The sequence below is a fragment of the Streptomyces sp. NPDC020884 genome (assembly GCF_044333935.1).
Classification (GTDB): domain Bacteria; phylum Actinomycetota; class Actinomycetes; order Streptomycetales; family Streptomycetaceae; genus Streptomyces.
Genome location: NZ_JBIRRY010000013.1, coordinates 1 through 26,836 on the forward strand (window position 1 = coordinate 1; position 26,836 = coordinate 26,836).

Consider the following 26,836-nt stretch of genomic DNA (forward strand, 5'->3'; position numbering starts at 1 on the left):
CAGGGGGGACCCTGTGGGAGAGTAGGACGCCGCCGAACAATTTTTCCGGGAAAGCCCCGTGCCATTGGCACGGGGCTTTTCTGCGTTCCGGACCCCTACATCGGGGTGACCAGACGGGTGTCATAGGCCAGGATGACGGCCTGGACGCGGTCCCTCGCACCGGTCTTCGCGAGGATGCGGGTCACATGGGTCTTCACGGTGGACTCGGCGAGGTGAAGGCGGGCGGCGATCTCCGTGTTGGACCATCCCTGGCCGATGACCGTGAGGATCTCCCGCTCCCGTTCCGTCAGCGCGGTGATACGGGGGTCCGATGCGGCCGGTGCGCCGGGTACGGCCGGGAGGTGGTGGACGTACGCGTCGAGAAGGCGGCGGGTCAGGGCCGGGGCGACCACCGCGTCGCCGGCGGCCACCGCGCGGATGCCGGCGAGGAGTTCCTCGGGCAGGGCGTCCTTGACCAGGAAGCCGCTGGCGCCGGCGTCCACGCCCTGGATCCGGAGTTCGTGGAGCGGGCCGGAGGGGGCGGCGTCGGTGGTGAGGGTGGGCGTGGTGGTGATGTTCACGCCCGGGGCCGTCAGGCGGGCGCTCAGTGCTTCCGGCTGGGGGGTGACGACCTTGACGGACGCCCCGCCCGCCGAGCGGATCAGCTCGGCCACCGTGGTGTCGGCGAGGAGTCTGCCGCGGCCGATGACGATCAGGTGGTCGGCGGTGAGGGCCATCTCGCTCATCAGGTGGGACGAGACGAGGACCGTACGGCCTTCGGCGGCGAGGGAGGTGAGGAGGTTGCGGATCCACAGAACCCCTTCGGGGTCCAGGCCGTTGACCGGTTCGTCCAGGAGGACGGTGGCCGGGTCGCCGAGAAGGGCGGCGGCGATGCCGAGCCGCTGGCCCATGCCGAGCGAGAAGCCCTTGACCCTGCGGTGCGCGGCCCCGGTCAGTCCGGCGAGGTCGATGACCTCCTCGACGCGGCGGCGCGGGATGCCGTGGGTGTGGGCGAGGGCCATCAGGTGGTTGAGGGCGGACCGGCCCGGGTGGACCGAGCGGGCCTCCAGCAGGGCGCCGACCTGGGTCAGGGGTGCGGGATGGGTGGCGTAGGAGCGGCCGTTGATGGTGCAGCGCCCGTGGGTCGGGGCGTCGAGGCCGAGGAGCATGCGCATCGTCGTGGACTTCCCGGCGCCGTTGGGGCCGAGGAAGCCGGTGACCGTGCCGGGGCGGACGGTGAAGTCGAGGTCCTGGACGACGGTTCTGTCGCCGTAGCGTTTGGTGAGTCCCTGTGCCGTGATCATGCGGTCGACGCTACGGAGCCGGCGGGCGGCGGTCGTCCGACCGGGGGCTGGGTGTGGGCCCGGGTGTAGTACCGGGGTACGACGGGGGCCCGGGGGCGTGCGCGGGAGGGTGGTCTCCCGTTGGTGGCGGAAGCCCTGGTGGTGGCTGTGGGTGGGGCCGTGGTGGGGGGTTTAGTCGGTTGAACGGGGGGCGGGCGGGGGTGAGGATCGGGACATGGACTATGTGATGCGTGCCGTGCGGGCCGACGAATGGCCGCAGGCCAGGCAGTTGCGGCTGGATGCCCTGAAGGACCCGGCGGCCCCTGTCGCGTTCCTGGAGACGTACGAGGATGCCGTGGCGAGGTCGGACGTCTTCTGGCAGGAGCGTGCGGCCGCGGCGGCCGAGGGCGGGAAGGTCCGCCAGTTCGTCGCGGAGTCGCCCGAGGGGGTCTGGGTGGGCACGGTCACCGTGCTCGTCGAGAGCCCGCGGGACGAGGTGCGCTTCGGGGAGGCCGCCGTGGTGGACCAGGCTCACCTGGTCGGTGTGTTCGTCCGTCCCGAGTCGCGGGGGACCGGGGTGACGGACGCGCTGTTCCGGGAGGCCGTCGCGTGGGCCTGGTCGCTGTCCGCGCCCCGGCTGGAGCGGGTGCGCCTCTATGTGCACGAGGACAACCCGCGGGCTGCCGCCTTCTACCGGCGGTTCGGGTTCGCCCCTTCCGGGCAGCGGATGCCGGTTCCGGGTGGCCGGGGCGAGCAGGAGCTGGAGTACGTCCTCGGGCGGGAGGGGTAGGGGCGGGGCTCCGCCGGGCAGTCCTCAGCCGATGCCCGGGGCCGGAGCGTGCAGCTGTTCCTGCCAGCGGGCCCGGCCCTGTTCCCGTGAGCGGAGCAGCACGAGGGCGGGCATGCCCCGGGTCTGGCCGGTGGCCAGCAGCTCCGGGAGTTGGGGAAGGGGCGCCACGGCCGCGACGTCGTCGAGGACGAGCGTCATTGGTGGGTCGAGCCGACCGTCAGATGACCGTGCGGCCATGCGGCGGCCGTGCTCGACCACGTCTGCGGCGAGCGCGGTGAGGAGGGGCATCGCGCCGGGGCGGGAGCGGGAATCCTCGATGGGGTCGCCCACCAGATAGAGCGTTCCCCCTTCGGCCGCAAAAGATTCCAGCGCGAGGGAATCCGCTCGGTTCGCCGTGCAGGCCTCGCGGATGTGCACCGTGGACAGCGCGGCGAACGCCCGTACCGTCAGTTCCTGGGCCACTTCGCGCCGTTCCGGATAGGCGGTGAGGGCGGACTCCAGCAGTCCGGCGAGTCCGGACGCGGCCTTGGGGTGCGTACGGAGGAGGCGTACCGGTTCGTGGGCGCCGGCCCCGGAGGCCCAGCGGACGACCTGGCGGAACGGGCGGCCGTCCACCGCCGCGGCGTGCAGCCAGCACTGGAGGAGCGTCTGCGCCGTGTCGGCCACCGCCGCGTCGATCCGGGCCTGCGGGCGTACCGGGGCGAGGAGGGCGGCCGCGCGGGCGGCGGCGACGTCGGGGAGTTCGCAGCCCGTGGTGGGCGACCAGTGGAGGCGGGCCGGGGTGTCGCAGAGGTGGCCCGGGTCGTAGAGGAGGACCGGGCCGAGCTTGCCGCGGGCGTCCTTCGTCTCGGCCCAGACCGTGGGGTCCGAGGTGACGACGAGTGCGGGGCCGTTGGCGTCATGGATGGCCTGGACGACGGTGGGGCGCCGGTCGGGGGCCCCGGCGTAGACGAGGAGAGGGGCGCGGGGGGAGGGGAGGAGCGTGGAGGGGGCGGTCTCGGGGGAGGGCGTGGTCCCGGCCCCGGGTGAGGGCTTTGCCTCGGCTGCGGGTGAGGGCTGTGCCTCGGCTGTGGGCGAGGGCGTTGTGTCGGTTGTGGGCGGAGGCGTTGTGCCGGCTTCGGGGGAGGCGGGCAGGTGTGCGGCCGGGGGTGTGTGGGGGCTCGGGTGCGGGTGGGGGCTGGGGGGTGCCGCGGTGGTGGCCTGCTTCTCGTATGGCCCGAAGGCCTGTTCCTCGCGGCGTCGTTCCCGTACGGCACGGCCACGGGCCACGACTCCGAGGACGAACACCGTGAGGACCAACAGCACCATCAGTTCGCCGATGAACAGGCCCCAGAACAGGCCGTATCCGGAGAGCTGGGCCGGGGGTGTCTGCGGCCAGGCGGCGGCGAGGTCCTGGGGGGCCGTGGCCAGTTCGCGCAGGGCGAGCGGGGACCGGGCCAACGTCAGGCCGTCCGGCCAGGCCCCGTGGGCGAAGAGCCCGGCCAGGCCGGTGGCCGTCCAGGCGATCAGGGTGGCCGCGAAGAGGAGGACCAGGAGGCCGATCAGCAGGCCGTCGGGGATGCCGCCGCCGCCCTGGGACCGGTCGGGTCCGTCGTGATGGGCAGGGCCCCGGCCCCGCGCTGCCTGGCGTGCCATGTCATGCCACCGTTGACTCTGAGGACTCGTTCATCCGTTGCTGGTGCTCGATCCGGGCCGCCCGTTGTTCCGCCTCCAGTTCGGCGGCGCGGATGTCCTCGGGGAGCTGGTCGTCCGAGGAGCCCTCGGTCATGGCGCGGTCGGTGAAGACCAGGGGGCGTTCGGCTTCGGTGATCAGGTGTTTGACGACCTGGACGTTGCCGTTGACGTCCCAGACGGCGATGCCGGGGGTGAGGGTCGGGATGATCTCGACGGCCCAGCGGGGCAGGCCGATGACCCGGCCGGTCGCTCTGGCCTCGTCCGACTTCTGGGCGTAGATCGTGCGGGTGGAGGCCATCTTGAGGATGGCCGCCGCTTCCTTCGCCGCGGCTCCGTCCACCACGTCGCTGAGGTGGTGGACGACGGCGACGAAGGAGAGGCCGAGCCGGCGTCCGAACTTCAGGAGGCGCTGGAAGAGCTGCGCGACGAAGGGGGAGTTGATGATGTGCCACGCCTCCTCGACCAGGAAGATGCGCTTCTTGCGGTCGGGCCTGATCCAGGTGTGCTCCAGCCAGACGCCGACGATCGCCATCAGGATCGGCATCGCGATCGAGTTGCGGTCGATGTGCGAGAGGTCGAAGACGATGAGGGGCGCGTCGAGGTCGATGCCGGCGGCGGTGGGGCCGTCGAACATGCCGCGCAGGTCGCCGTCGACCAGCCGGTCCAGGACGAGGGCGACGTCCAGGCCCCAGGCCCGTACATCGTCTATGTCCACGTTCATCGCCTCGGCGGACTGGGGCTCGGGGTGGCGCAGCTGTTCCACGATGTCCATCAGGACCGGCTGACGGTCGGTGATGGTCGCGGTCACGTAGGCGTGGGCGACCTTCAGCGCGAAGCCGGACCGTTCGTCGAGCCCGTGACCCATGGCGACTTCGATGATCGTACGGAGCAGGGCGAGCTGGCCGGTGGTGGTGATGGAGGGGTCGAGGGGGTTGAGGCGGATGCCGCCGTTGAGTGCTGCGGTCGGGTCGAGACGGATGGGGGTTATGCCCAGCTCCTGGGCGATGAGGTTCCATTCGCCGACGCCGTCCTCGCCCTGGGCGTCGAGCACGACGACCTGGCGGTCCCGGAAGCGGAGCTGGCGCAGGACGTAGGTCTTCTCCAGGGCGGACTTGCCGTTGCCGGACTCGCCGAGGACGAGCCAGTGCGGGGCGGGGAGCTGTTGTCCGTACAGCTGGAAGGGGTCGTAGATGTAGCCCTTGCCGCTGTAGACCTCGCGGCCGATGATCACGCCGGAGTCGCCGAGGCCGGGGGCGGCCGTGGGGAGGTAGACGGCCTGGGCCTGGCCTGTCGACGTACGGACGGGGAGGCGGGTCGTTTCCACCTTGCCGAAGAGGAAGGAGGTGAAGGCATCCGACAATGCGGACAGGGGGTCTCGCATGGTGGGGTGCCCTCTCTTGTGGCGGTGGTGGCGGTGTGGCGGTTGCTGCGGTTCTGCCTGTGGGTGGGGGTGGAGCCGGGGTTGGTCGATACGTCGTCAGCGGCGGATGCCCGTGGCGAACGGGAGCGTGTTCACGAAGGCGCGGTGGTGCTCGCGGTCGCACCACTCCAGCTTGAGATAGGACTTGCCGGCCGAGGCGCGGATCGTGCGCTTGTCGCGGGCGAGCGCCTCGGGTGAGCGGGACGACACCGTGATGTACCCCACCAGGTTCACTCCGGCCGCGCCGCTGGCGAGATCTTCACCCCGCTGGTCGAGCCGGCCGTGGGCGGCGATGTCGCGGGGGTCGACGGTGCGGTTCATCTTGGCCTGGCGGCTGGCCTCGGCGTCGTCGTTGGTCTTCTCGGTCAGCATGCGTTCGATGGCGACCTCGGTGGGTTCGAGGTCCATGCAGACGGCGACCGTACGGATGACGTCGGGGGTGTGGACGAGGAGCGGGGCGAGGAAGTTGACGCCGACGGGGGTCATCGGCCATTCCTTCACCCAGGCCGTGGCGTGGCACCAGGGGGCGCGGGTGGTGGACTCGCGGGTCTTGGCCTGGAGGAACGTCGGCTCGACCGCGTCCAGTTCGGCGGGCCAGGCGTTGCGCTTGGTCATGGCCTGGATGTGGTCGATGGGGTGGTCGGGGTCGTACATGGAGTGCACGAGGGAGGCCAGCCGGCTCTGGCCGAGCGGCTGCCGTACCCGGATGTCGGCCTCGGCGAGGCGGGCGCAGATGTCGGTGAGCTCGCGCGCCATGACGACGGCGAGGCCGGCGTCGCGGTCGAGCTTGCGGCCGCCGTGGGGGCGGGCGGCGCGGGCCATGGCGTTGGCCTCGGCGGCCAGTTCGCGGCTGTAGTGCATGCAGGCGACGAGGTAGGCGCGGTGCTGCTCGCTGGAGGTGGAGACCATGGACTGGAGCTGGTCGTAGGACTCCTGGAGCCAGCCCGGGGAGGCCTTGTCGCCGCGCTGGGCGACGTCCTTGGCGTGGGCGTCGGGGTCGGCGGGGAGGGTGCGGGCGAGCATCTGGAGGCGGGTGACGAAGCCGTCGCCGTTGGCCACGTGCTTGAGGAGGGTGCCGAAGCGGTCGACGAGTGCTTCCTGGTCCTCGCTGTCGCGGAGGCCGACGCCGGGGCCCTCGATCTCGATGGCGGCGGTGACGGTGCGCCGGTCGGCGTGGAGGAGGACGGCGATCTCGTCGGGGCCGAAGGGGGCGGCGAGCCAGCTGATCCGGCCGATGCCGGGGGGCGGGCCGATCTCGACCTCACGGCCGTCCGCGCTGACGCCCGCTTCCATGGCGGTGGAGCGGTAGGCGGTGCCGCGGCGCAGGGAGCGTTTGAAACTGCGGTTGATCTCGAACCACTTGTAGAAGGTCCGCCCCTTGTACGGGACGTACACGATGGCGAGGGCCAGCATGGGGAAGCCCACGAGGCAGACGATGCGCAGGGAGAGGACGGGGACGAGGAGTCCGCTCATCATGCCGAGGAACGCGCCGACGATGATCAGGGCGATCTCGCCGGTCTCGCGGTTCTTGCCGACGATCGCGTTCGGCCGGGCGCGGCCGATGAGATACGTGCGGCGGGGCGTCATCGTGTGGGACTGGGTCGTCAACGCCCGCCACCTCCTGTGCTCGAGTTGCCTGTGCTGCCGAAGCCGCCTCCGCCTCGGGAGGGTCGGCTGCTGTGGGGGGTGCCGGAGGTGGGTGCGGAGCCGCTGCGGGGCGAGGGTGCGGCGGAGGGGACAGATCCGCCGCCTCCTCCGCCCCCGCCTCCGCCGGAGGAGCGGGAGCTGTGGGCGGCGACGCCGCCGCTGGCCGGGTTGGCGGGACGGGCGCCGCCTCCGCCGCTGTTCTGGTCGTTGCGGCCGCTGTGGGTCTTGATGCCCTGGGAGACGAGGGCGGCCGGGGAGCTGATCAGGGCGGCGGCCTGGGCGCCGTCGGTGGCCTGCTTGCGGTTGGTGCGGGCGCCCTGGATCTCGTCGCCGAAGCCGGGGACGAAGCGGTAGATCATGGCGGAGGCGAAGATGGCCAGCAGGATGATGGAGAGGCCGGAGACGACGGCGGAGAAGGCGTCGGGGCCGTCGCCCGCGGAGAGCGCTCCGGCGAGGCCGAGGACGATGACGATGACCGGCTTGACCATGATCACCGCGATCATGATGCCGGCCCAGCGGCGGACGTGGCCCCACATGTTCTTGTCGACGAGGCCGGCGTAGACGACGATGCCGAGGAGCGCGCCGACGTAGAGCAGGGCGGCGCGGATGACGAGCTCCAGCCACAGGATGCCGGCGGCGAGGATCGAGACGAGCGAGACGACGATCAGCATGATCGGGCCGCCGCCGATGTCCTCGCCCTTCTTGAGGGCTTCGGCGAACGAGCCGAAGAAGACGTCGGTCTGGCCGCCGGTGGCGGAGGAGATGACCTCGGTGACGCCGTCGGTGGCGGAGACGATCGTGTAGAGGATCAGCGGGGTGAAGGCCGAGGCGAGGACGGTGAGCCAGAGGAAGCCGACGGCCTCGGAGATCGCGGTGGTGAGGGGGACGCCGCGGATGGCTCGTTTGGCTACGGCGAGGAGCCAGAGGACGAGGGTGAGGATGGTGGAGGCGGCGAAGATGACGGCGTACTGCTGGAGGAACTTGGGGTTGGTGAAGTCGACGTTGGCCGTGGAATCCACGGCCTCGCTGAGCTTGCCGACGATCCAGGAGGCGGCGTCGGCGCAGCCTCGGGCCAGGGAGGAGAGGGGGTCGAGGGCGTCGGTGGAGGGGACGTCCTGGGTGCGTGCTCCTGCTCCTTCGCCGCCTTCACAGTAGTCACGAGCCGGGCCTGCGATCAGCTCGCAGGGGTCGCTGCTGCCACTGGGCGTCGGTGTGGGAGTCGGGGCAGCTGCTGCCCGAGTCGCGAACACAAGTACCGAGGCTTGCGCGGCTGCCGTGGTGAAGCCGAGTGACCAACGACGACGGCTATCGGGCATAGGTGAACCCCCCGAACTGGTTGACCGCGTCCGCGATCTCATCCGATCCGGACACGGGGTTGTCGCCCGTTACAGGGGAAGGCCCATTCCGCTGGCTGGTTTTGAGTACCTTCCAGTCGGAACCGTTCCACTTCAGCTGCATGGTCACGGTGAACCATCCACTGGTAACCGGTTTTGTCGACTTATCACCGGTCAGTCCGAAAAGGCCGGAGCACCAGACTTCGACCTCTGCCGTACTCGATGAGTAGGACTTCAGCTTCGTTCCGGCCGGGAGAGTGCGGTTGACGAAGGTGGAACCGTCCGGGGCACTCCCGTCGGTATCGAGGCCAATCTGCGCCAGGAACCCCTGCGAGTAGTCGGCATCGAATCCGGACTGGAGCTTCGCTGTCGTACTGCTGTCCGCGATGGACTCAACGATCTCTCGACGTCGATCCTCGTTGAACATCTCCGCAGAACCCAGCGCCACCGCATAGTTCGCCGCTGCGCTCTGCGCCCCCTGCTCGTCGCGGGCGAAACCGGAGGCGATCGTGCCGTTCTTGCCCGGGACGGGCTTGGTGCCCGTGGCTGCCGTCGGGCCGCTTCCCGCGGTTCCGGTTCTCTTGGCGCCGGGGGAGGCGTCGTCGTCGCTGCTGCCGCCGCCGCGGTTGGCGAAGGCGATGGCAGCGATGAGGAGGACCACGACACCGGTGATCGTCACGAGGGAGCGGGAGTTCCGGACGGGGCGGCGCGTGTGAGGGTGGCCCGCGTCGCCGTCGGGCAGACGGGTGCGGGTCTGCCGGGTGCCGCCGAGGGTGCTGTACGGGTCGTCCGGGCGGCTCCCCTGGTCCTTGCCGCGGTAGTCGTGCTCGTCACCGGGACTCATGCCGCGTTCGCTCCCTCGGTCGTGTGCGGATCCGCGCAGGACGACGGTAGCTGTGCTGGTTGCCGCTTGAGCGCGGTGTGGTGACTCGACATCAGGGAAACGCAACCTCAGCCGGTGGGCACGACGGGCGGATGGTGGGGAGCGGGCGGGGACGGCCCGGAGAGGGATGGCCGACGGTGGGTCAGACGGCCATTCCGTACACGATCGTGAACAGGGTCCCCAGGGAGCCGATGATGAAGACCCCTGTCAGTCCTGCCACGATCAGGCCCTTGCCCTGTTCCGCGCTGAACGTGTCGCGCAACGCCGTCGCTCCGATGCGCTGCTTCGCCGCGCCCCAGATCGCGATGCCGAGGCAGAGCAGGATGGCGATGGCCATCACCACCTCGATCATGATGCGCGCCTCGTTGCCCAGCGTCCCGAACGGCCCCCAGTCCGGAGCGATTCCGCCGATGATGGTGGTGATATCGCCCTTCTCTGCTGCCAGGATCATGTAAGTCACCGCCCCTGTTGGGTAGTTCGCTGCCCGTGCCGTCCGGCGCGGGTCGCCTTCTATCTTCGCTGATGAAACGGCGCTCGCACGACGCCTTCCCGGGTCTCTTTACCCGGATCTCGCACGCTTGACCGGGGCGGCCGCCCTGACCTGCGGCTCGTCCCGGCTGCTCACGCATATGCCTGGTTACTCTGTGTATCACGGAGTGTGACCATGAGCAACGACGGTGGCCATGGGTTCCTGATGCGGTTGCAGCGTTCGCGGGCCATGCCGTGTTCGTATGCGCCGTTCGAGAGCCGTCGGTGCGCCGGTCGGCATCCGGTCCGATGCTTCGTCAGGCGTCGCTGGGGAACGGTGCGCTGCGGGTGGGTGGGGAAGTGGCCGGGGCTCCCCGGCGCTCGCCGGCGAACGACCGCTCGTCCTTCCACTTCACGTGTTCCCCGTACTCCGCGTACGTCGCTTCCACGCAACCCGCGCATCCACGTGCGGTCCGGCGGGGGTCAGCGGTCGGTGCGGTGCCGGGGCAGCCGGGTGCGGCGGGTGCGGCGGTAGTAGGAGACGGTGACTGCCCCGAGAAGGGGGCCCCAGAGAACGAGCGGCTGGTAGATGACGCCGACCAGGAGACGGCCTGCGGGGGTCATGTCCGCGTGGGGGTACGTCCACCACAGCGGCATCGCGGCCCAGATCGCCGTCAGCGCCAGAGCCCCGGCGGCGGCCGGTACGACAGCGGCCAGGGGGTGAACGGGGCGGCTGCCGATGACGGGTACCCAGCGGGGCACCGTCTCGCCCCACTGCCGCACCAGCCCGAGGGACAGCAGGGCGAGCAGCTCGCAGACGACGCTCAGCGTCAGCATCCACAGCTTGCCGCCCGGGGTGTCGAACGGTGCGAACCCCGCCTCGGTGTACCCGGACGGGAACCCGGACGCCATCGCCAGCCGCCACAGTCCGGTCGGCAGCACGACCAGCGTGATCAGCTGAGCGGCGCGGACCGCCCACCGCGGCGGGGGTGGGTGCGGGGGAGGAGAGGGAGGCGCGGGGGTGGAGCCGGTGGGTCGTTCCTGCCGGGTGCGCGTCATGCATCCCATCGTGGTCCGGGGGGCGTGGTGTGGCGTCAGCTTCTGATCCCGAGTGCGCGGTTCTGCGGTACGAGGCCGGGGGCGGGGCCTCCGCCGTGCGGCGGAGGGGGGCTCGGCCGCGGGCCCGGCGCGGGAGCGGCGAGCGGTGCGCCCGTGCCTGTCCAGGTGCGCGTGTTCGTGGCCGTTCCCGCCTCCCCTTCGTTCGGGTGAACCGTCCGGCTCCACAGCAACGGCGCGTCCGCTTCGCCCGGCCGGGAATCACGGGACCGGGCGTGTACGGAGCGGGGCTCCGGAGCGGTGGCGGACGGCATGTCGTACACCGCGGATTTGGCACAGTGCCGCTCCACGATCAAGAGAATGGGGTGAGCGGTGTGGGTGGAGCAACCGTGGTCGGGCAGCCGAACGACGGCTCGGGGCAGCTGGGGGCGCCGGCTGGATCGGCGGGGCCGGCCGAGGACGGGGACCTCCGGCACAGCGGTGCTCCGTGGCTGCGGGCCGCCGGTGGAGCCGACCATCTGGTCACACACCTCGGCCCGGTGAAGAGCGAACTGGAGGCGGCGCACCGGGGTGTGACCGCCGGAGCCGGAGCGCTGTCCGCGCTGGCCGAACTGAGCACCGTCCGGGCTTCCTGGGAACGCCGGATCGAGGAAGCGCGCGGCGAGTGCGGGAGCCTCGCCGGGAAGCTGCGGGCGGTCGTCCGAGGCCAGGCGCAGGTCAACGAGGCGGTGAGGAGCGGCTTCGACGGGGTGAAGATGCCGAGCGGTGGCGGCGCGCGGTGAGCGGGCGGGGTGGCGGGGCGGGTGCCACGCTGACCTGGGCCGCGTTACGTGAGGTGAGGTGCGGCGAGCTGGAGGAAGCCGCGGACGGCTGGGGCCGGGTGAGCAACCGTGCCGACGCGGCCCGGGACCGTGTCGAGGGCCAGCTCCTGCCCGGTCTGCGGGATACCCAGAAGGGGGAGGCGGCCGGAGCGGCGGTGAGGCGGTTGCGCCGGCTGGGGGCGAACCTTCAGTACGTCTATACCGAGTGCGGGCTGCTGCGGACCACGCTGAACAGCCTGGCCCATGAGATCAGGACCCAGCAGCGGGTGTTGCAGGGGGCGCTGGACGATGCGGCGGCACTGAGGTTCACGGTGCACGCGGACGGTTCGGTGACGTATCCGGCGGCGGGCGAGGGGCTGGTCGACGGGAAGCCGTTGGCGGGCGGGACGGCGTCCGGGGTTCCGAATCCGGGCATGGTGACGCCTTCGGGGCTCGTCGCACCCAACCCGAACGCGGGCAAGGCCCAGGACATCGCGGACCGGGTGGCGCAGGCCGTGCGGACGGCGGCCGATGCGGACTGGCGGTACGCCAAGATCCTTCGGTCGCTGAAGGCCCATCAGGGCCTGGGCGTTCCGACCGCGACGTGGACGGACGCCGCGGCCGATGCGGCGGCGGTGCGGCAGGCGGCGCGGAGTTACCTGAGGAACGCGATCCCGCACGAGGCGAGTCCGGCCGAGCGCAAGGAGTGGTGGGCCGGTCTGACGGACGAACAGCGCGAGGAGTACCTCGCGGTGTACCCGGATCAGATCGGCAACCTGGACGGGATCCCGGCCCTGGTGCGGGACGCGGCCAACCGGGACAACCTCCAGCTGTTGATGGGGAAGCTGGAGGGGCGGGACGACGACGATGCGGCGACGAAGCTCGCGGCGCTGCGGGAGATCGACCGGCAGTTGCGGGCGGAGCGGGGGGCGGGTGAGCCGCCCATGTACCTGCTCGGGATCGGGGATCAGGGGAACGGTCGGGCGATTGTCTCGTATGGGAATCCGGATACGGCGCGGAATGTGGCGGCTTATGTGCCGGGGTTGAATACGTCGTTGGATGAGGAGTTTGCTGTGGGGGATTTGAAGAGGGCGCGTGATCTGTCCATCGCGTCCAATCGTCATGGGGCACCGGCTGCTGCTATCACCTGGCTCGGATACGACGCGCCGCAGTCGCCAGATGGGCTCAGTACGCTTTCTGTTGCTGCAGGCAGCAGGGCAGAGGAGGGTGGCCTGGCTTTCCGTGGGTTCATGAATGGAATCGAGGCTACCAATGAAAATCAAGATCCACATATGACTGCTATCGGTCATTCCTACGGTTCACGGACCGTAGGTGCTGCTACGCAACATCCCGGTGGAATTCCGGGTGTCGACGACATTGTGTTCGTCGGTAGTCCAGGGGTGGGAGTCGACAGAGCCGAAGATCTGGGAGTGGGGCGAGAGCATGTATTTGTCGGAGCTGCGGCGAACGATGTCGTGACCAAACTTCCCTCGAAGGGCGAGTCGGTTGTGGGGGCGGCTGAGGTGTTGTTCGGCGGTCCGGTGAGCTATGCCGTCGGAGGTGTTGCCGACCGAGGGAACGACGATGTCTGGTTCGGCAAGGATCCGGCCAGCGAAGCGTTCGGGGCGAGGCGATTCGAGGTGGGGGATGGTCCGCCCCTGATCGGGAGAGGGAAAATGACGATTGACGCGCATTCCGAATATTTTAATCCGGAGCTGGACAAGACGTCGGTGGAGAATATGGCGCTGATCACTGCGGGGCGTTCGCAGAATATCAAAACGGAAAACCCGCGGTGAACTCTCGAAACCAGTCGACAATGGTGATCTTCCTTGCGGGGGCGTTGCTGACTGGCTGTATCGGAACGCGAGGGGAAAATATGAACATGCAGGGAGCTGCCGAGCGCGCGGACGAGATCCTCGATAGCGTTCTCGCTGAGATCGAGCCGAGTGTCAAGTGGGTGCATGGCCCTACGACCGCAGGGAGCTGTACCGTCACTCGACGGAGGACAGTCATGACCGTGGTCTCCGCCCGGCGGCGGGGGAGTCTCCTCGGTGTGGTGGACCGTTTCTGGCGCAAGAATGGCTATCGCATGACAGCCATCAACAACGATGTGGACGTCCCTGCGATCTATGCGAAAACCCAGGACGGGTTTCAAGTGACCTTGATCGTGGCCGACAAGGGGCAAGTGCACTTCGATGTGGACAGCCCATGCGTCCGCCGCTCCGAGGTCGCCGATTCCACCAGCCGGGCCACCGCGTTCCTCGAGCCGGAGGCGAAGCTCATCCCCCGCCCCAACATCCACTCCGACTTCTGGTCGGCCGGCGCCCCCGAGATGGCCGCGGCAGGCGGGTCGTGATCCGGGCAAGTTGACTCAACTGTGCTGCTGCGTGGGGACTTTGAGCCCTCGATTGGGCCCTGGGGCCCATGTCGTGTCCCCCGCCCGTGTGGTCGCATACGCGGAGTGACTGATCTGTCGCCCGTTCCGCCCACTCATGAGGTAGGGGACTGCTCTTGTCCGGCATACGAAGAAGCGCGGTTCCTGTAGGCGTCGATGTAAGCGCTGCCGTAGCGGGTTCGGGTGGGCGGTTGATGCCCCGGGCGTTGCAGGCGGCCCTGATCCTTCTTCATGTTCTCTTCGTGGCCACCCTGGTGGGTGCGATTCGGGCCCTGTCCACGGCGTCATCGGTGGACGCGGTCGACGGGTACCTCCTCGGGCTGCTGCTCTACGCGTCGTTACCCGGTGTCGGCGCCTTCGTGCTGTCGCTGTACGTCCGCAACGGTGGGGTCCGGGTCTGGTACGGGCTCCTCGCCGTTCAGGTCTGGATCGTCCTCGGCGCGCTCGCGGAGCTGGGCGGCGGGGCCGAGGGCCAAGGTGTCGCGCGGTTGGTGATACCGGCGGCCGGCATCGTGCTGCTGTGCCGGCCGGAGAGTCGGCGATGGTTCCGGAGCGGTCTGGAGCAGCGGGCCGAGCAGCGGCTGTTCAGTTTCGGCCGGATGATGAAGCTGCGCCGCGACGGCGGGCAGACCGCGCTGGAGTACCTGGGTCTCGTGCTGGTGGTCGTCGCTCTCGTCGGCGGGCTGACGGCCACGGGGACCGGTCAGCAGCTCACCGCGGAGATCCGCAGCGCGATCTGTGAACTGACCGGCGGTTCGTGTCCTGCGCCGGGGCGCGACGTCGTGGCCGGTGGCGGAGACGCCGAGGGTGGCACCGATGGTGCCGGCGGCGCCGACGGCGGTGTCGCCCAGGGCGCCGGTGCCGACGCTGGTACGGAGGGCGGCTCGGAGGGCGGCTCGGACGGCGGCAGCAGCGCGGGCAGGGGCGACGAGTCGAGCCTCACCGGTGGTACCGGCAGCACCGGTACCAGCGGTGACACCGGAGGGGCCGCGACCACCGGAAGCACAGGCGGTACCGGAAGCACCGGAAGCACCAGCAGTACGGGCAGTACGGGCAGTACAGGCGGTACAGGCGGTACGGGCAGTACCGGCGGTACGGGCGGTACGGGCGGAAGCGGTGGCAGTCGGGCCGGTGGCGGCGACGCCGGCGGTCCCCAGGGCAACGCCTCGTCTCCCGTCGGCGACGGCACCTTCCCCCAGAGCGACGTCATCGTGCCGGTCAACGCGGGTAGACCCGCGGGTCCCAACGGCGGCGGGTTCCTCGACGGGTTCCTCGGGGACGGGCTGGGCGGTGACGTCCAAGGGATCGTCGACGCGGTCCTGCGGCCGGGCGAGAGCGGGCGGAGCATCGTCGACCAGTGGGGGCGCGACACCCACGGTGCGGGCGAGAAGTGGGCGGAGGGCGACTACATCGGCGCCGCCTGGGACTGGAACAAGGCCGTCGGCGGTGCGGGCGCGGGGCTGGTGATACCCGGTTCCGGGGCGCGGGTCGACACCGAGGTGCGGGACGCCGAGCGCGCGCACCTGAGCGAGCGGATCCCGCAGAACGCCACGCCCGCCGAGCGCAAGGCCTGGTGGGACGGGCTCTCGCCGGAGGAACGCGAGCGGTACATCGAGCTGGTCCCGGAGCGGATCGGCAACCTCGACGGCATCCCGGTCCTCGCGCGCGACGCCGCCAACCGCCGTAACCTCCCGGCGCTGATCGACAAGCTGGAGGGGGTCGACACGGACAAGGCCCGTGACCAGCTGGCCGGGCTGCGGGAGATCGAGCGGCAGCTCAAGGAGGACGGCAAGCCGCCCATGTACCTGATCGGCATCGGCGACGAGGGCAACGGGCGCGCGATCGTCTCGTTCGGCAACCCCGACGCGTCCCAGCACGTGTCGGCGTACGTACCGGGGCTCAACACCTCGCTCGACGAGGAGTTCGCCAAGAACGACCTCGGGCGGGCCCGGGACACCGCGATCGGGGCGCAGGGGTACGACGACTCCACCGCGTCCATCGTCTGGCTCGGGTACGACGCGCCGCAGCTGCCGGACAAGGACGGGGTGGCCGGCTACTTCGCCGTCATGGGGACGGGGCGTGCCGAGAAGGGCGGGGCGGCCTACCGCGACTTCATGGGCGGGATCTCCGCGACGAACGGGAACAAGGACCCGCACCTGACGGCCATCGGGCACTCCTACGGGTCCCGGACCGTCGGCGCCGCGGCGGCCCGCCCCGGCGGGATCCCCGGGGTCGACGACATCATCCTCGTCGGCAGTCCGGGCGTCGGCGTCGATCACGCCGTGGACCTCGGCGTCGGCAGTGAGCATGTCTTCGTGGGGGCCGCCGCCAATGACCCGGTGACCAAGCTGCCCTCCAAGACACAGGTCGTGGTGGGCGGCATCGGGCTCATCGCGGGCGGACCTGGCGGGGCCTACCTCGCCGGGGATCTGGCCGATCCGGGTGACGACGACCTGTGGTTCGGGAAGGATCCGGCGAGCAGGGCGTTCGGTGCCCGGCGCTTCCCGGTGGCCGACGGGCCCCCGCTCGTGAGCGGGAGCGGTGTCAGTCTGGACTCGCACTCGAACTACTTCAGCCCGGAACGCGACGCCGTGTCCGCGGACAGCATCGCCCTGATCGTGTCGGGCAACGCCGACCGGCTCAAGATGGAGGAACCGAAGTGAGGCGAGCGAAGCGGACCCTGCCCCTCGTCGCGGTGGTCCTGGCCCTGGGCGTTGCGCTGTCCGGGTGCGGGACCGAGAGCGCGCGCGGCGACGGCGTACAGAGGGGAACGGAGGGTGAGGTGGGAAGCGGGATGGACATGCAGGAGGCCGCCGAGCAGTCCGACGCGATGCTGGACGCCGTGCTGAAGGGCATCGACCCCGATGTGCAGTGGGCGCACGGGCCGACCACCACCCGGGCCTGCGGGGTGACCCGCCGGCGGACTGTCATGACCGTCGTCTCCGCCGAACGCCGGCAGACGTTCCTGGACCGGGCGGAGACGTTCTGGCGGAAGAACGACTACCGGATCAAGGCCGTCAACAAGGACGAGAAGTTTCCGGCGGTCTACGCGGTCACCAAGAGCGGATTCGGCGTCAGCGTCTCCTTCCGCGGCAAGGGGCAGGCCTTCCTGGAGGCCGACAGCCCTTGTGTGAAGGAGTCGAAGGTCGCCGCCCCCGCCGCCGAGCCGAACGGCCCCGCGTACAAGGACGTCTATCCGCTGCCCCGCCCCAACGTCCGCTCCGACTTCTGGTCGGGGAGCGGCGGCTGAGAGCCCATCAGGCCGGATCCGAGCATCAGGCCTGTTCCTGGCATCAGGTCTGTTTCGAACAACTGGCCTGTTTCGGCCGTCAGGCCTGTTGTTCGTGAGCCGTCGACGCCCCCGTGTGCTTCGGGTGCGCCGGTGGTGTGCCGCGGATGACTCGTACACACCGTCGAAAACACCTCTGAAGCGCGCCTCGATGGGGGATGGTTGAGGGGTGCGGAAATTCTGGGTGTTCGGTGGCATCGGCGTCGGCATGGTCATGTGCTTCCTGGCGCTGCTCGTCGTCGGTACGTACTCGGCCGCCGCCGGTCTCGCCGGGTCGGGAGGCGGCGGTGCCGTCGCGCTGGCCAAGGGGGCGGTTCCGGCGCGGTTCCAGCCGCTGGTGCAGAAGTGGGGCAACCTCTGCCCTGCCATCAACCCGGCGCTGCTGGCCGCGCAGCTCTACCAGGAGAGCGGCTGGAACCCGAGCGCGCAGAGCCATGCCGCCGCACAGGGCATCGCCCAGTTCATTCCCGGTACCTGGGCCACGCACGGGATCGACGGCAACAAGGACGGGAAGCGGGACGTCTGGGATCCGGCCGACGCGATCCCCTCGGCCGCCTCGTACGACTGCGAGCTCGCCGGGTATGTGAAGAAGGTCCCCGGTGACCCGACGAGCAACATGCTCGCCGCGTACAACGCCGGCGCCTACGCGGTGATCAAGTACGGCGGCGTCCCGCCGTACAAGGAGACGCAGAACTACGTCAAGATCATCCGCTCGCTGGAGAAGAGCTTCGCCCGGCCCGTCGGCCGGGTCGCGCCCTCCCGGCAGGCCGCCGGGGCCATCTACTTCGCGCAGAAGAGGCTCGGCACTCCGTATCTGTGGGGCGGCAACGGGACGCCGGAGCAGCAGGGCCGGTTCGACTGTTCGGGGCTGACCCAGGCGGCGTACCGCACCGTGGGCATCGAGCTGCCGCGCGTCGCCAACGACCAGTACAACGCGGGTCCGCACCCCTCGCGGGACGAGCTGCTCCCGGGGGATCTGGTGTTCTTCTCCGACGATCTGACCAACTCGCGCGCGATCCGGCACGTCGGGCTGTACGTCGGCGGCGGCTATATGATCAATGCGCCGTTCACCGGGTCGGTCATCCGGTTCGACAAGATCGATACGCCGGACTACTTCGGTGCGACACGGGTCACCAAGGACGGTGCCGCCGCGCTTCCGACGGATCTGCCCACGGGGTGACGGATCTCTCCGCTCGGGGCTCCCGGAGGCGTCAAGGGTGCTGACGGGCAGTCGGCCGTGGCCGGAACTCTCCGTGAAGCCTGGGCCCTGAGCTGCGACGACGAGTCACTCTTCGATAACGTCATGGTGATCATTCGGTGGAGAACGGAACGCGCACGACAGTCGGGCCGTTCCCTGGACAGAGTGACGGGAACGGAATGCGCACTGACCATGCGTCGCAGTGATGCAGTGTGCAGTGGAGTGCAGCGATGCAGTGCACTGCGGTAGCGGATCGCACCGGACACGGGGGTTCGACCACGGCGGCGCGCAAGGACGCGCGTCGCAGCAGATGAAGCAGACAAGGCAAGGGGCCGCAGCAGATGGCTGGACTCGAACTCGACGGGTCGAACCCGGACGTCAGCCTGCTCTACGACATCAACGGACTCGCCAAGGCGGCTCCGACCTGGTTCGACCGGGTCATGGAGTTCGTCGGTGAGTACGGGATCATGCTCGGCCTGGTTCTGGTGGGTCTGTGGTGCTGGTGGAGCATGCGCAAGCGCGGGACGGCCGAGGACTCGGTGACGGCTGCCGCCGCCATCGTCTGGGCCCCGCTCGCCGCCGCCATCGCGATCCTCATCAACATCCCGATCCGTGGCTTCGTCGAACGGCCGCGCCCCTTCAACGATCATGACGGCCTCGATGTCCTGATCCACGGCAAGACGGACTTCTCGTTCGTCAGCGACCACTCCACCCTGGCGATGGGCATCGCCGTCGGCATCTTCGTGGCGAACCGCAAGTTCGGCTTCGTCGCGATCGGCCTCGCGCTCTTCGCGGGCTTCAGCCGGATCTACATGGGCGTCCACTACCCGACCGATGTGATCGGCGGGTTCGCCCTCGGCACGGCCGTCGCCCTGCTGCTGGCACCGCTCGCCATGGCCCTGCTGACTCCGCTGATGGCGGCGGTCGCCCGCTCACCGCGCGTCGGATGGTTCGTCCGGTCGAAGAACGCCGCTGCGGACGCGGACGAGCAGGGTGGGGCGAGGGGTATCCCCGAGCCGCGGCCCGGCTCCGGACGGGGCGACCCGGGGGAGAAGGACCTGGCGGCCTGAGGGCCTCCCCTCTCCCCGCTCCCCTCTTGCTCCCTCTCCTGCTGTTGCTTCTTCTTCGGTGATCGATCTGTTTTCCCGTTCCCCCAGGCGCTCCGAGCGCCTGGGGGAACGTGCTGAACAGGCTCGGGTGCGGTCAGGGGGTGGCGATGTGGTTGGCGGCGTCGGTACGGGCCAGGTCCCGGGATCTGCGCGCCGGTCCCGACCAGCCGCAGGTGCAGCGGGCCAGGCAGAACGAGCCGCGTTCGATCGTCGTGGCGCTGTGTCCGGCCGGCGGGTCCGAAGGGGACGCTGCCGAGAGGGCCGCCGAAGGGGCCGTTGAGACAGCCGCCGAGGGAGCCGTCGATACAGCCGCCGAGGGGGCCGTTGATACAGCCGCTGAGGGGGCCGGGGCGGTCCGGAGTCGGGTGTGCGGGGCGGTGGTGCGGGCCAGGGCGGGGGGATCCTCATGCACCCGACCACGGTACTGGCCGCAGCCGGCGAACGGGGGGTCCGGGGCTGGGCCTCCCGCCCCACCGGGGGCCTCACCCGACCGTCCCGCCGCCCCACCCGCTCCTCCCCGCGCGCTCGGCACCCCCTCCCTGCCCCCTCCCTGCCCCTGCCCGCCCCCGCATCCTGCGGGTGGGACGCGCCGGGGCGGCGTGACGGGGGGCGTCGGCGGTCGTTATGCGGGGCGGGTGAGGGCTCGGCCGGGCGGTAGTCGTTGGGGGTTGGCAGGCGATGGTGGTGCAGCAGTACAGGGACGGAGGCGGGGCCCTTGCTGCTCGCGCCTTCGCCGTGGCCGGGGTGATCGCGGTCACCGGCGGGTGCTTCGGCGGGGGCGGGGGAAGCGGCGCGGGCGACGGCTCCGGGCAGCGCTCCGTGGCCGCCGATCGTCCGCTCGACGTGCTCGGGCAGGCGGCGGACGTGCTCGTCGAGGCGGGCGGTGCGGAGACCCGTACGTCGATGGAGACGGCGGCCGGCGGGACGCGGGTGACGATCCGGGGGCAGGGGGCGTACGACTTCCGCAAGCAGATGGGGCGGCTCAAGGTGGTGCTGCCCGAGGACGCCGCGGGCGCGGACGGCCACCGGCCGATCACCGAGCTGCTGACCCCCGGGGCGCTGTACATGAAGAACCGCGGCGCCGGGGTGCCCGACGACAAGTGGGTCCGGATCGACACGACCACGCTGCGGGACGGGAATCTCGTCACCGGCGGGGTCACCGACCCGATGGCCGCCGCCGAACTGCTGCGCGGTGCGGCCGATGTGACGTATGCGGGGAAGTCCGAACTGGCCGGGGTGACGGTGCATCACTACCGGGGCGTCGCGGACCTCGGCCGGGCCGCGCGGGCCGCCTCGCCGCAGTCGCGCGGGGCGCTGAGCGCGGCGGCGAAAGGGTTCAGCAAGGACGCCGTCCCGTTCGACGCCTACCTGGACGAGGAGGGCCGGCTGCGGAAGGTCCGGCACCGCTTCACCTTCTCCTCGGACGGTCCGGAGGTGTCGGTGGTGTCGACGCTGCTGCTGTACGGGTTCGGGCTGCCGGTCACGGTGACGCTGCCGGACGAGGACGCCATCTACACCGGCGAGATCCGGCAGGGCTGAGCGGTGGAGGGCCCGGCGGGGCGGACCGGACGGCGTGGGTGTCACCCGGGGCGGGGGCCGGAAGCCGCGCTGCCCGAGAGGGTCACCCGGGGGCCGGAAGCCGGCCTGCCCGAGAGGATCACCCGGGGCCGGACGCCGCCCCGGGGCGGCGCTGTGCGGCCCGTCGTGGTTCCCGGGGGAGGGAGGCGGCCGGGACGGGCCGGGCGGTGGGGGGCCGGTTGGGAGGGGGCCCAAATGGTCCGTCCGTGCCATGCGCGGTGCGTATCGCGCTCCCTACGCTAGGAAGCCGGTGTGGCCAGTGGCCGGGGACGGCCGGTAGACGGCAGAGAGAGGTGACGCAGGTGGTGACGCTCAGCGCTCCGAACGCTCAGGACTGTGTGGCCCTCGCCGAGATCGAGCTGTGCGGTGAGCTGATGATCGCCGCGTCGGCGGCGGGTGAGGAACGCCTCAGTCCCGACCGTATCGACGAGGTGCTCGACGTACGGGGCGCGGAGTGCTGGGCGACGGTCCCCCGGCAGGCCGCTCGTCAGGGGTGACATCCGCGACACCCGTACCGCCACCGCTCGGGCCGCCGCGCCTCAGGTGCGGAGCAGCCGGGCGATGGCCTTCGTCGCCTCTTCGACCTTCGCGTCGATCTCGCCGCCGCCCTTGACGGCCGCGTCGGCGACGCAGTGGCGCAGGTGCTCCTCCAGCAGCTGGAGGGCGAAGGACTGGAGGGCCTTGGTGGACGCCGAGACCTGGGTGAGTATGTCGATGCAGTAGACGTCCTCGTCGACCATGCGCTGGAGGCCGCGGATCTGGCCCTCGATCCGGCGCAGGCGTTTGAGGTGCTCGTCCTTCTGGTGGTGGTAGCCGTGGATGCCGCGGTCGTGGTCGGTGACGATGTCCGCAGGGGCGGCCGCACCGGTGCCCGGGGCCGCCACGCCCGCCGATTCCGTCCCTGTGGTCCCGGTCGTGGTCATCTGCGTCCTCCCGTTGTTGTTCTCAAGTGTCCCGCTGAGTGCTGGATTGTTGAACGTCACGCTCTGGCGTCTTATACCCCCACCGGGTATATCGTAACGAATCCTGTCGAAACGTGACCGGGGGCCCGTGCTGATCGCCCTGTTCGATGGGCGACACTGAAGAACGCCGGTTAGCCGTGGCCGGATGATGCGCCTAGCATCAGCCTGACCGAATCCAAAGCATCCCGAGGACCCCACGTGCGCTTTCGTCTGACCCCCAGGGAGACGAGCTTCTACGACATGTTCTCCGCGTCTGCGGACAACATTGTCACGGGCTCGAAACTCCTGATGGAACTGCTCGGGGCGGATTCTGCCTCCCGAGTCGAGATCGCGGAGCGTATGCGGGCAGCGGAGCACGCGGGGGACGATGCCACCCACGCGATCTTCCACCAGCTGAACTCCTCCTTCATCACGCCGTTCGACCGCGAGGACATCTACAACCTCGCCTCGCAGCTCGACGACATCATGGACTTCATGGAGGAGGCCGTCGATCTCGTCGTCCTCTACCAGGTCGACAAGCTCCCCAAGGGCGTCGAGCAGCAGATCGAGGTGCTGGCGCGGGCCGCTGAACTGACCGCCGAGGCCATGCCGGGGCTGCGGACCATGGACAACCTCACCGAGTACTGGATCGAGGTCAACCGCCTGGAGAACCAGGCCGACCAGATCCACCGCAAACTGCTGGCCCAGCTCTTCAACGGCAAGTACGACGCCATGGAGGTGCTCAAGCTCAAGCAGATCGTGGATGTGCTGGAAGAGGCGGCTGACGCGTTCGAGCACGTCGCGAACACCGTGGAGACCATCGCGGTCAAGGAGTCCTGAACCTCGTGGACACCTTTGCGCTGATCGTGACCATCGGCGTCGCGCTCGGCTTCACGTATACGAACGGCTTCCACGACTCGGCGAACGCCATCGCCACCTCGGTCTCCACCCGGGCGCTGACCCCGCGTGCGGCTCTGGCGATGGCGGCGGTGATGAACCTCGCCGGCGCCTTCCTGGGCCAGGGGGTCGCCAAGACCGTCAGCGAAGGCCTGATCGCCACGCCCGTGGGGCAGAAGGGGATGGGGATCCTGTTCGCGGCGCTGGTCGGCGCGATCATCTGGAATCTCGTCACCTGGTACTACGGCCTTCCCTCCTCGTCCTCGCACGCCCTGTTCGGCGGCATGGTCGGGGCGGCGTTGGCCGGCGGCACGGACGTCATCTGGTCCGGGGTGCTGGAGAAGGTCGTCATCCCGATGTTCATCTCCCCGTTCGTCGGCCTGATCGCCGGCTATCTGGTGATGGTCGGCATCATGTGGATATTCCGGAAGTCCAACCCGCACAAGGCCAAGCGCGGCTTCCGGATCGCGCAGACGGTCTCGGCGGCGGGCATGGCGCTCGGCCACGGCCTCCAGGACGCGCAGAAGACGATGGGCATCGTCGTGATGGCCCTGGTCATCGCGGACATCGAGGGCCCCAACGACGAGATCCCGGTCTGGGTCAAGATCGCCTGTGCGCTGATGCTCTCGCTCGGTACGTACGCGGGCGGCTGGCGCATCATGCGGACCCTCGGCCGCAAGATCATCGAGCTGGACCCGCCGCAGGGCTTCGCGGCGGAGACGACCGGCGCCTCCATCATGTTCGGGTCGGCGTTCCTGTTCCACGCCCCGATCTCGACGACGCACGTCATCACCTCCGCGATCATGGGCGTCGGTGCCACCAAGCGGGTGAACGCCGTGCGCTGGGGCGTCGCGAAGAACATCATCCTGGGCTGGTTCATCACCATGCCGGCCGCGGCGCTGGTCGCCGCGCTGAGCTACGGAGCGGTTCTCCTGCTCTTCGGCTGAGTCGCCGGTGCGCGGTGATCCGGCCGGGTTGGTTACACGTGTGGGTCCGCCCCCGTTCTCGTACGAGAACGGGGGCGGACCCTTTCGCCTTGTGGTGGCACCGCCATGCAGCACCGCAAGGCTGTCTGTGGGGTGGAGCGGGTCGGGTCAGCCGAAGCGGCCGGAGATGTAGTCCTCCGTGGCCTGGACCGACGGGTTGGAGAAGATCCGCTCCGTGTCGTCCATCTCGATGAGCCGGCCGGGCTTGCCGACCGCCGCGAGGTTGAAGAACGCGGTGCGGTCCGAGACGCGGGCCGCCTGCTGCATGTTGTGCGTCACGATGACGATCGTGAAGCGCTCCTTCAGCTCGCCGATCAGGTCCTCGATGGCGAGCGTCGAGATCGGGTCCAGCGCCGAGCACGGCTCGTCCATCAGCAGGACCTGCGGCTCGACCGCGATGGCGCGGGCGATGCACAGGCGCTGCTGCTGGCCGCCGGAGAGTCCGGAGCCGGGCTTGTTGAGGCGGTCCTTGACCTCGTTCCAGAGGTTCGCGCCGCGCAGGGACTTCTCCACGACCTCGCTCAGCTCGCTCTTGCGGTAGCTGCCGTTCAGCCGCAGGCCCGCCGCCACGTTGTCGAAGATCGACATGGTGGGGAAGGGGTTCGGGCGCTGGAAGACCATGCCGACCGTGCGGCGCACGGTGACCGGGTCGACGTTGGCGTCGTAGAGGTTCTCGTCGTCCAGCAGCACCTTGCCCTCGACGCGGCCGCCGGGGGTCACCTCGTGCATCCGGTTCAGGGTGCGCAGGAAGGTGGACTTGCCGCAGCCGGACGGGCCGATGAAGGCGGTCACGGAGCGGGGCTCCACGGTCATCGAGATGTCCTCGATGGCCTTGTGGTTGCCGTAGAAGGCGCTGAGGCCGCTGATGTCGATGCGCTTGGCCATGGAAATCACTGCTTCTTTCGGGAGGTCGCTGTGGCCGCGTCAGCGACCGGTCTTCGGGGCCTTCCAGCGGGCGATGCCGCGGGCCACCAGATTCAGGATCATGACGAAGGCGATCAGCACCAGGGCGGCTGCCCAGGCGCGGTCGTAGGACGCGACCTCGCCGACCTTGTACTGCTCGTAGATGTAGAACGGCAGCGAGGACTGGTCGCCTTCGAAGGGGTTCGTGTTGATCAGCTGGCTGCCGAAGACCACCAGGATGATCGGTGCGGTCTCCCCGGCGACGCGGGCGATGGCCAGCATGACGCCGGTGGTGATGCCGCCGATCGCGGTGGGCAGGACCACCTTCAGAATGGTGCGCCACTTCGGGATGCCGAGGGCGAGGGAGGCCTCGCGGAGCTCGTTGGGGACGAGCTTGAGCATCTCCTCGGTGGAGCGGACCACGACCGGCACCATCAGGATGGTCAGGGCCAGGGAGCCCATCAGGCCCGACGACTCGATGCCGACGATCAGCATGATCGACAGGATGAAGAGACCGGCCACGATGGACGGGATGCCCGTCATCACGTCGACGAAGAAGGTGACGGCCTTGGCCAGCGCGCCCTTGCCGTACTCCACGAGGTACACGGCGGTCAGCAGGCCGAGCGGGGTGGAGATCACCGTGGCGATGCCGACCTGCTCCAGGGTGCCGATCAGCGCGTGGTAGACGCCGCCGGTGTGCTCGGCGCCGAGCACGCCGGCCATGGAGTGGGTGAGGAAGTAGCCGTCGAGGCGCTCCGAGCCGCGGACGATCGTCGTCCACAGCAGCGAGGCCAGCGGGACGATGGCGATGAGGAAGCAGACCCACATCACGCTGGTGGCGAGGCGGTCCCTGGCCTGGCGCTGGTTCTCCACGATCGTCGTCACGACGTAGGAGATGGCCAGGAAGAACAGGGCCGAGAGCATGCCCCACTGGATGCGACTGTGCCAGCCGGCGGCCAGCGGGATGCCGACGCCGAGCGCGACCGACACGACGGCGAAGCCGAGCGGTGCGAGGCGGGGCAGGGAGCGGCTGCCGAGGCTGCTCTTCGGAGTGGGCGATGCGGGCGTCGGGCGCTCGATGACGCCGGTGGGTGCGTGGCTCATGCGTTGGCCCCCGAGTACTCCTTGCGGCGGGCGATGATGAGCCGGGCCGCGCCGTTGACCAGCAGGGTGAGGACGAAGAGGACGAGGCCCGAGGCGATCAGGGCGTCCCGCCCGAACGGTCCGGCCTCACCGAACTTGGCCGCGATGTTCTGGGCGAACGTCCCGCCGCCCGGATTGAGCACGTGCAGCGAGATGAGGAAGCTCGGGGAGAGGACCGTGGCGACGGCCATCGTCTCGCCGAGCGCGCGGCCGAGGCCCAGCATCGAGGCGGAGATGATGCCGGAGCGGCCGAAGGGCAGCACCGAGAGGCGGATGACCTCCCAGCGGGTGGCGCCGAGCGCGAGTGCGGCTTCCTCGTTCATCTTCGGGACCTGGAGGAAGACCTCCCGGCTGACGCTGGTCACGATCGGCAGGATCATGATCGCGAGCAGGATGCCGACGGTGAAGAGCGAGCGGGGGATCCCGATCTCGGTCTTGTCGAAGAAGTACGTCCAGCCGAAGAAGTCGTCGAGCCAGAGGTTGAGCCCCTCCAGGTACGGCACCAGGACGAGGGCGCCCCAGATGCCGTAGACGATGCTCGGCACGGCGGCCAGCAGGTCCACCACGTACGCGATCGGGGCGGACAGCCTGCGCGGCGCGTAGTGCGAGATGAACAGGGCGATGCCGACAGCGATCGGAACCGCGATGACCATCGCGATGATCGAGCTGACGACGGTGCCGAAGAGCAGGACCGCGATGCCGAAGACCGGGGGGTCGCCGGCCGGGTTCCAGTCGAAGGTGGTGAGGAAGTTGCCTTCGTTGCCCGAGATGGCGATGGCGGAGCGGTAGCTGAGGAACACGGCGATCGACGCCATGATCACGAGCAGCAGGATGCCCGAGCCGCGGGAGAGGCCCAGGAAGATCTTGTCGCCCATGCGCCCGGTGGACCGGGGGCTGGGCCGTGGGACCGGCGGCGCCGGTGGCGTGTCTATCGGTGTGGTGGAAGCCATGGTCTTTCCGGTCTGTGTGAGGGAGCGGTGAGCTCCCCTGGCGGCGGTGCACCGGATGGAGAGTGGGCGGGAGGCGGGCCGGTCCGGAGGGGTGCGCCGGGCCGGCCTGCCGG

Annotated in this window: 24 protein-coding genes and 1 pseudogene; 12 read left to right on the forward strand and 13 right to left on the reverse strand. The window is 69.9% G+C overall.

The window, feature by feature from the left end; translation table 11 throughout:
* Positions 1-95: 95 nt before the first annotated feature.
* Together ACH4UK_RS32965 and ACH4UK_RS32970 are read right to left on the reverse strand one after the other, a co-directional pair.
* On the reverse strand, positions 96-482 hold the full coding sequence (locus tag ACH4UK_RS32965; RefSeq protein ID WP_398362716.1) for a DNA-binding response regulator: 387 nt from the start codon (positions 480-482) through the stop codon (positions 96-98).
* Positions 462-1,283, reverse strand: a pseudogene (locus ACH4UK_RS32970) (ABC transporter ATP-binding protein); the annotation flags it as partial. The pseudogene ACH4UK_RS32970 and the gene ACH4UK_RS32965, both read right to left, overlap by 21 nt.
* Before the next feature lie 214 nt (positions 1,284-1,497).
* On the opposite strand from ACH4UK_RS32970, the gene ACH4UK_RS32975 reads away from it, so the two are divergent.
* A complete protein-coding gene (locus tag ACH4UK_RS32975; protein ID WP_398362330.1) occupies positions 1,498-2,052 on the forward strand; it encodes a GNAT family N-acetyltransferase in 555 nt (184 codons plus the stop codon).
* Positions 2,053-2,076: 24 nt separating this feature from the next.
* Here ACH4UK_RS32975 and ACH4UK_RS32980 read toward each other — a convergent pair whose 3' ends face one another.
* The 7 genes from ACH4UK_RS32980 to ACH4UK_RS33010 all read right to left on the reverse strand — a co-directional run bounded on the left by ACH4UK_RS32980 (position 2,077) and on the right by ACH4UK_RS33010 (position 10,537).
* Positions 2,077-3,687: a type IV secretory system conjugative DNA transfer family protein gene (locus tag ACH4UK_RS32980; RefSeq protein ID WP_398362332.1), complete on the reverse strand. Its 1,611-nt coding sequence runs from the start codon at positions 3,685-3,687 to the stop codon at positions 2,077-2,079.
* A gap of 1 nt (position 3,688) precedes the next feature.
* Positions 3,689-5,107: an ATP-binding protein gene (locus ACH4UK_RS32985; RefSeq protein WP_398362334.1), complete on the reverse strand. Its 1,419-nt coding sequence runs from the start codon at positions 5,105-5,107 to the stop codon at positions 3,689-3,691.
* Between the two features lie 96 nt (positions 5,108-5,203).
* A complete protein-coding gene (locus ACH4UK_RS32990) occupies positions 5,204-6,754 on the reverse strand; it encodes an SCO6880 family protein (protein WP_398362336.1) in 1,551 nt (516 codons plus the stop codon).
* Positions 6,751-8,109 carry a hypothetical protein gene (locus tag ACH4UK_RS32995; RefSeq protein WP_398362337.1) on the reverse strand — a complete coding sequence of 453 codons (1,359 nt, stop codon included), beginning with the start codon at positions 8,107-8,109 and terminating at the stop codon, positions 6,751-6,753. Before ACH4UK_RS32995 ends, ACH4UK_RS32990 begins: the two co-directional genes overlap by 4 nt.
* Positions 8,099-8,971: a hypothetical protein gene (locus ACH4UK_RS33000; protein WP_398362339.1), complete on the reverse strand. Its 873-nt coding sequence runs from the start codon at positions 8,969-8,971 to the stop codon at positions 8,099-8,101. The genes ACH4UK_RS32995 and ACH4UK_RS33000 overlap by 11 nt, the downstream gene beginning before the upstream one ends.
* A 181-nt stretch (positions 8,972-9,152) precedes the next feature.
* Complete coding sequence (locus tag ACH4UK_RS33005) at positions 9,153-9,461, reverse strand: hypothetical protein (RefSeq protein WP_003968086.1); 309 nt, start codon at positions 9,459-9,461, stop codon at positions 9,153-9,155.
* Positions 9,462-9,961: 500 nt separating this feature from the next.
* Positions 9,962-10,537 carry a hypothetical protein gene (locus ACH4UK_RS33010; protein WP_398362341.1) on the reverse strand — a complete coding sequence of 192 codons (576 nt, stop codon included), beginning with the start codon at positions 10,535-10,537 and terminating at the stop codon, positions 9,962-9,964.
* 362 nt (positions 10,538-10,899) lie between these two features.
* Here ACH4UK_RS33010 and ACH4UK_RS33015 point away from each other — a divergent pair, with 362 nt between their 5' ends.
* The 9 genes from ACH4UK_RS33015 (at position 10,900) to ACH4UK_RS33055 (ending at position 21,400) form a co-directional block, all read left to right on the forward strand.
* Positions 10,900-11,316, forward strand: a complete 417-nt coding sequence (locus ACH4UK_RS33015) for a hypothetical protein (protein ID WP_398362343.1) — start codon at positions 10,900-10,902, stop codon at positions 11,314-11,316.
* Positions 11,313-13,130, forward strand: coding sequence for an alpha/beta hydrolase (locus ACH4UK_RS33020; protein ID WP_398362345.1), 1,818 nt, complete (start codon positions 11,313-11,315; stop codon positions 13,128-13,130). Before ACH4UK_RS33015 ends, ACH4UK_RS33020 begins: the two co-directional genes overlap by 4 nt.
* 215 nt (positions 13,131-13,345) lie before the next feature.
* A complete protein-coding gene (locus ACH4UK_RS33025) occupies positions 13,346-13,690 on the forward strand; it encodes a hypothetical protein (protein WP_398362347.1) in 345 nt (114 codons plus the stop codon).
* A 233-nt stretch (positions 13,691-13,923) separates the two neighbouring features.
* On the forward strand, positions 13,924-16,392 hold the full coding sequence (locus ACH4UK_RS33030; protein ID WP_398362349.1) for an alpha/beta hydrolase: 2,469 nt from the start codon (positions 13,924-13,926) through the stop codon (positions 16,390-16,392).
* Entirely contained in the window at positions 16,389-16,979 is a 591-nt protein-coding gene (locus tag ACH4UK_RS33035; protein WP_398362350.1) for a hypothetical protein, read from the forward strand. The genes ACH4UK_RS33030 and ACH4UK_RS33035 overlap by 4 nt, the downstream gene beginning before the upstream one ends.
* A 223-nt stretch (positions 16,980-17,202) precedes the next feature.
* Entirely contained in the window at positions 17,203-18,198 is a 996-nt protein-coding gene (locus tag ACH4UK_RS33040; protein ID WP_398362718.1) for an NlpC/P60 family protein, read from the forward strand.
* 359 nt (positions 18,199-18,557) lie between these two features.
* A complete protein-coding gene (locus ACH4UK_RS33045) occupies positions 18,558-19,286 on the forward strand; it encodes a phosphatase PAP2 family protein (RefSeq protein WP_398362352.1) in 729 nt (242 codons plus the stop codon).
* Between the two features lie 717 nt (positions 19,287-20,003).
* Complete coding sequence (locus tag ACH4UK_RS33050; protein ID WP_398362354.1) at positions 20,004-20,864, forward strand: hypothetical protein; 861 nt, start codon at positions 20,004-20,006, stop codon at positions 20,862-20,864.
* Positions 20,865-21,196: 332 nt separating this feature from the next.
* The gene (locus ACH4UK_RS33055; protein ID WP_398362356.1) at positions 21,197-21,400 is read left to right on the forward strand and encodes a hypothetical protein; all 204 of its coding nucleotides are present in this window, start codon (positions 21,197-21,199) and stop codon (positions 21,398-21,400) included.
* Positions 21,401-21,442: 42 nt separating this feature from the next.
* On the opposite strand, the gene ACH4UK_RS33060 is transcribed toward ACH4UK_RS33055, so the two are convergent.
* Positions 21,443-21,826, reverse strand: a complete 384-nt coding sequence (locus ACH4UK_RS33060) for a metal-sensitive transcriptional regulator (RefSeq protein WP_398362358.1) — start codon at positions 21,824-21,826, stop codon at positions 21,443-21,445.
* 237 nt (positions 21,827-22,063) lie between these two features.
* Here ACH4UK_RS33060 and ACH4UK_RS33065 point away from each other — a divergent pair, with 237 nt between their 5' ends.
* Both ACH4UK_RS33065 and ACH4UK_RS33070 read left to right on the forward strand, forming a co-directional pair.
* On the forward strand, positions 22,064-22,684 hold the full coding sequence (locus ACH4UK_RS33065) for a DUF47 domain-containing protein (RefSeq protein ID WP_398362360.1): 621 nt from the start codon (positions 22,064-22,066) through the stop codon (positions 22,682-22,684).
* 5 nt (positions 22,685-22,689) lie between these two features.
* Positions 22,690-23,688, forward strand: a complete 999-nt coding sequence (locus ACH4UK_RS33070) for an anion permease (RefSeq protein WP_398362362.1) — start codon at positions 22,690-22,692, stop codon at positions 23,686-23,688.
* 147 nt (positions 23,689-23,835) lie between these two features.
* Here the strand turns inward: ACH4UK_RS33070 and pstB are convergent, their stop codons facing one another.
* From pstB to pstC, 3 genes are read right to left on the reverse strand one after another with little or no spacing between them, the layout of a single operon-like run.
* The gene (gene pstB / locus ACH4UK_RS33075; RefSeq protein WP_398362364.1) at positions 23,836-24,612 is read right to left on the reverse strand and encodes a phosphate ABC transporter ATP-binding protein PstB; all 777 of its coding nucleotides are present in this window, start codon (positions 24,610-24,612) and stop codon (positions 23,836-23,838) included.
* 39 nt (positions 24,613-24,651) lie between these two features.
* Positions 24,652-25,734 (reverse strand): phosphate ABC transporter permease PstA, encoded by a 1,083-nt coding sequence (pstA, locus tag ACH4UK_RS33080; protein WP_398362365.1) that lies wholly within the window; start codon positions 25,732-25,734, stop codon positions 24,652-24,654.
* Positions 25,731-26,723 carry a phosphate ABC transporter permease subunit PstC gene (gene pstC, locus ACH4UK_RS33085; protein ID WP_398362367.1) on the reverse strand — a complete coding sequence of 331 codons (993 nt, stop codon included), beginning with the start codon at positions 26,721-26,723 and terminating at the stop codon, positions 25,731-25,733. Before pstC ends, pstA begins: the two co-directional genes overlap by 4 nt.
* Between the last annotated feature and the right edge of the window lie 113 nt (positions 26,724-26,836).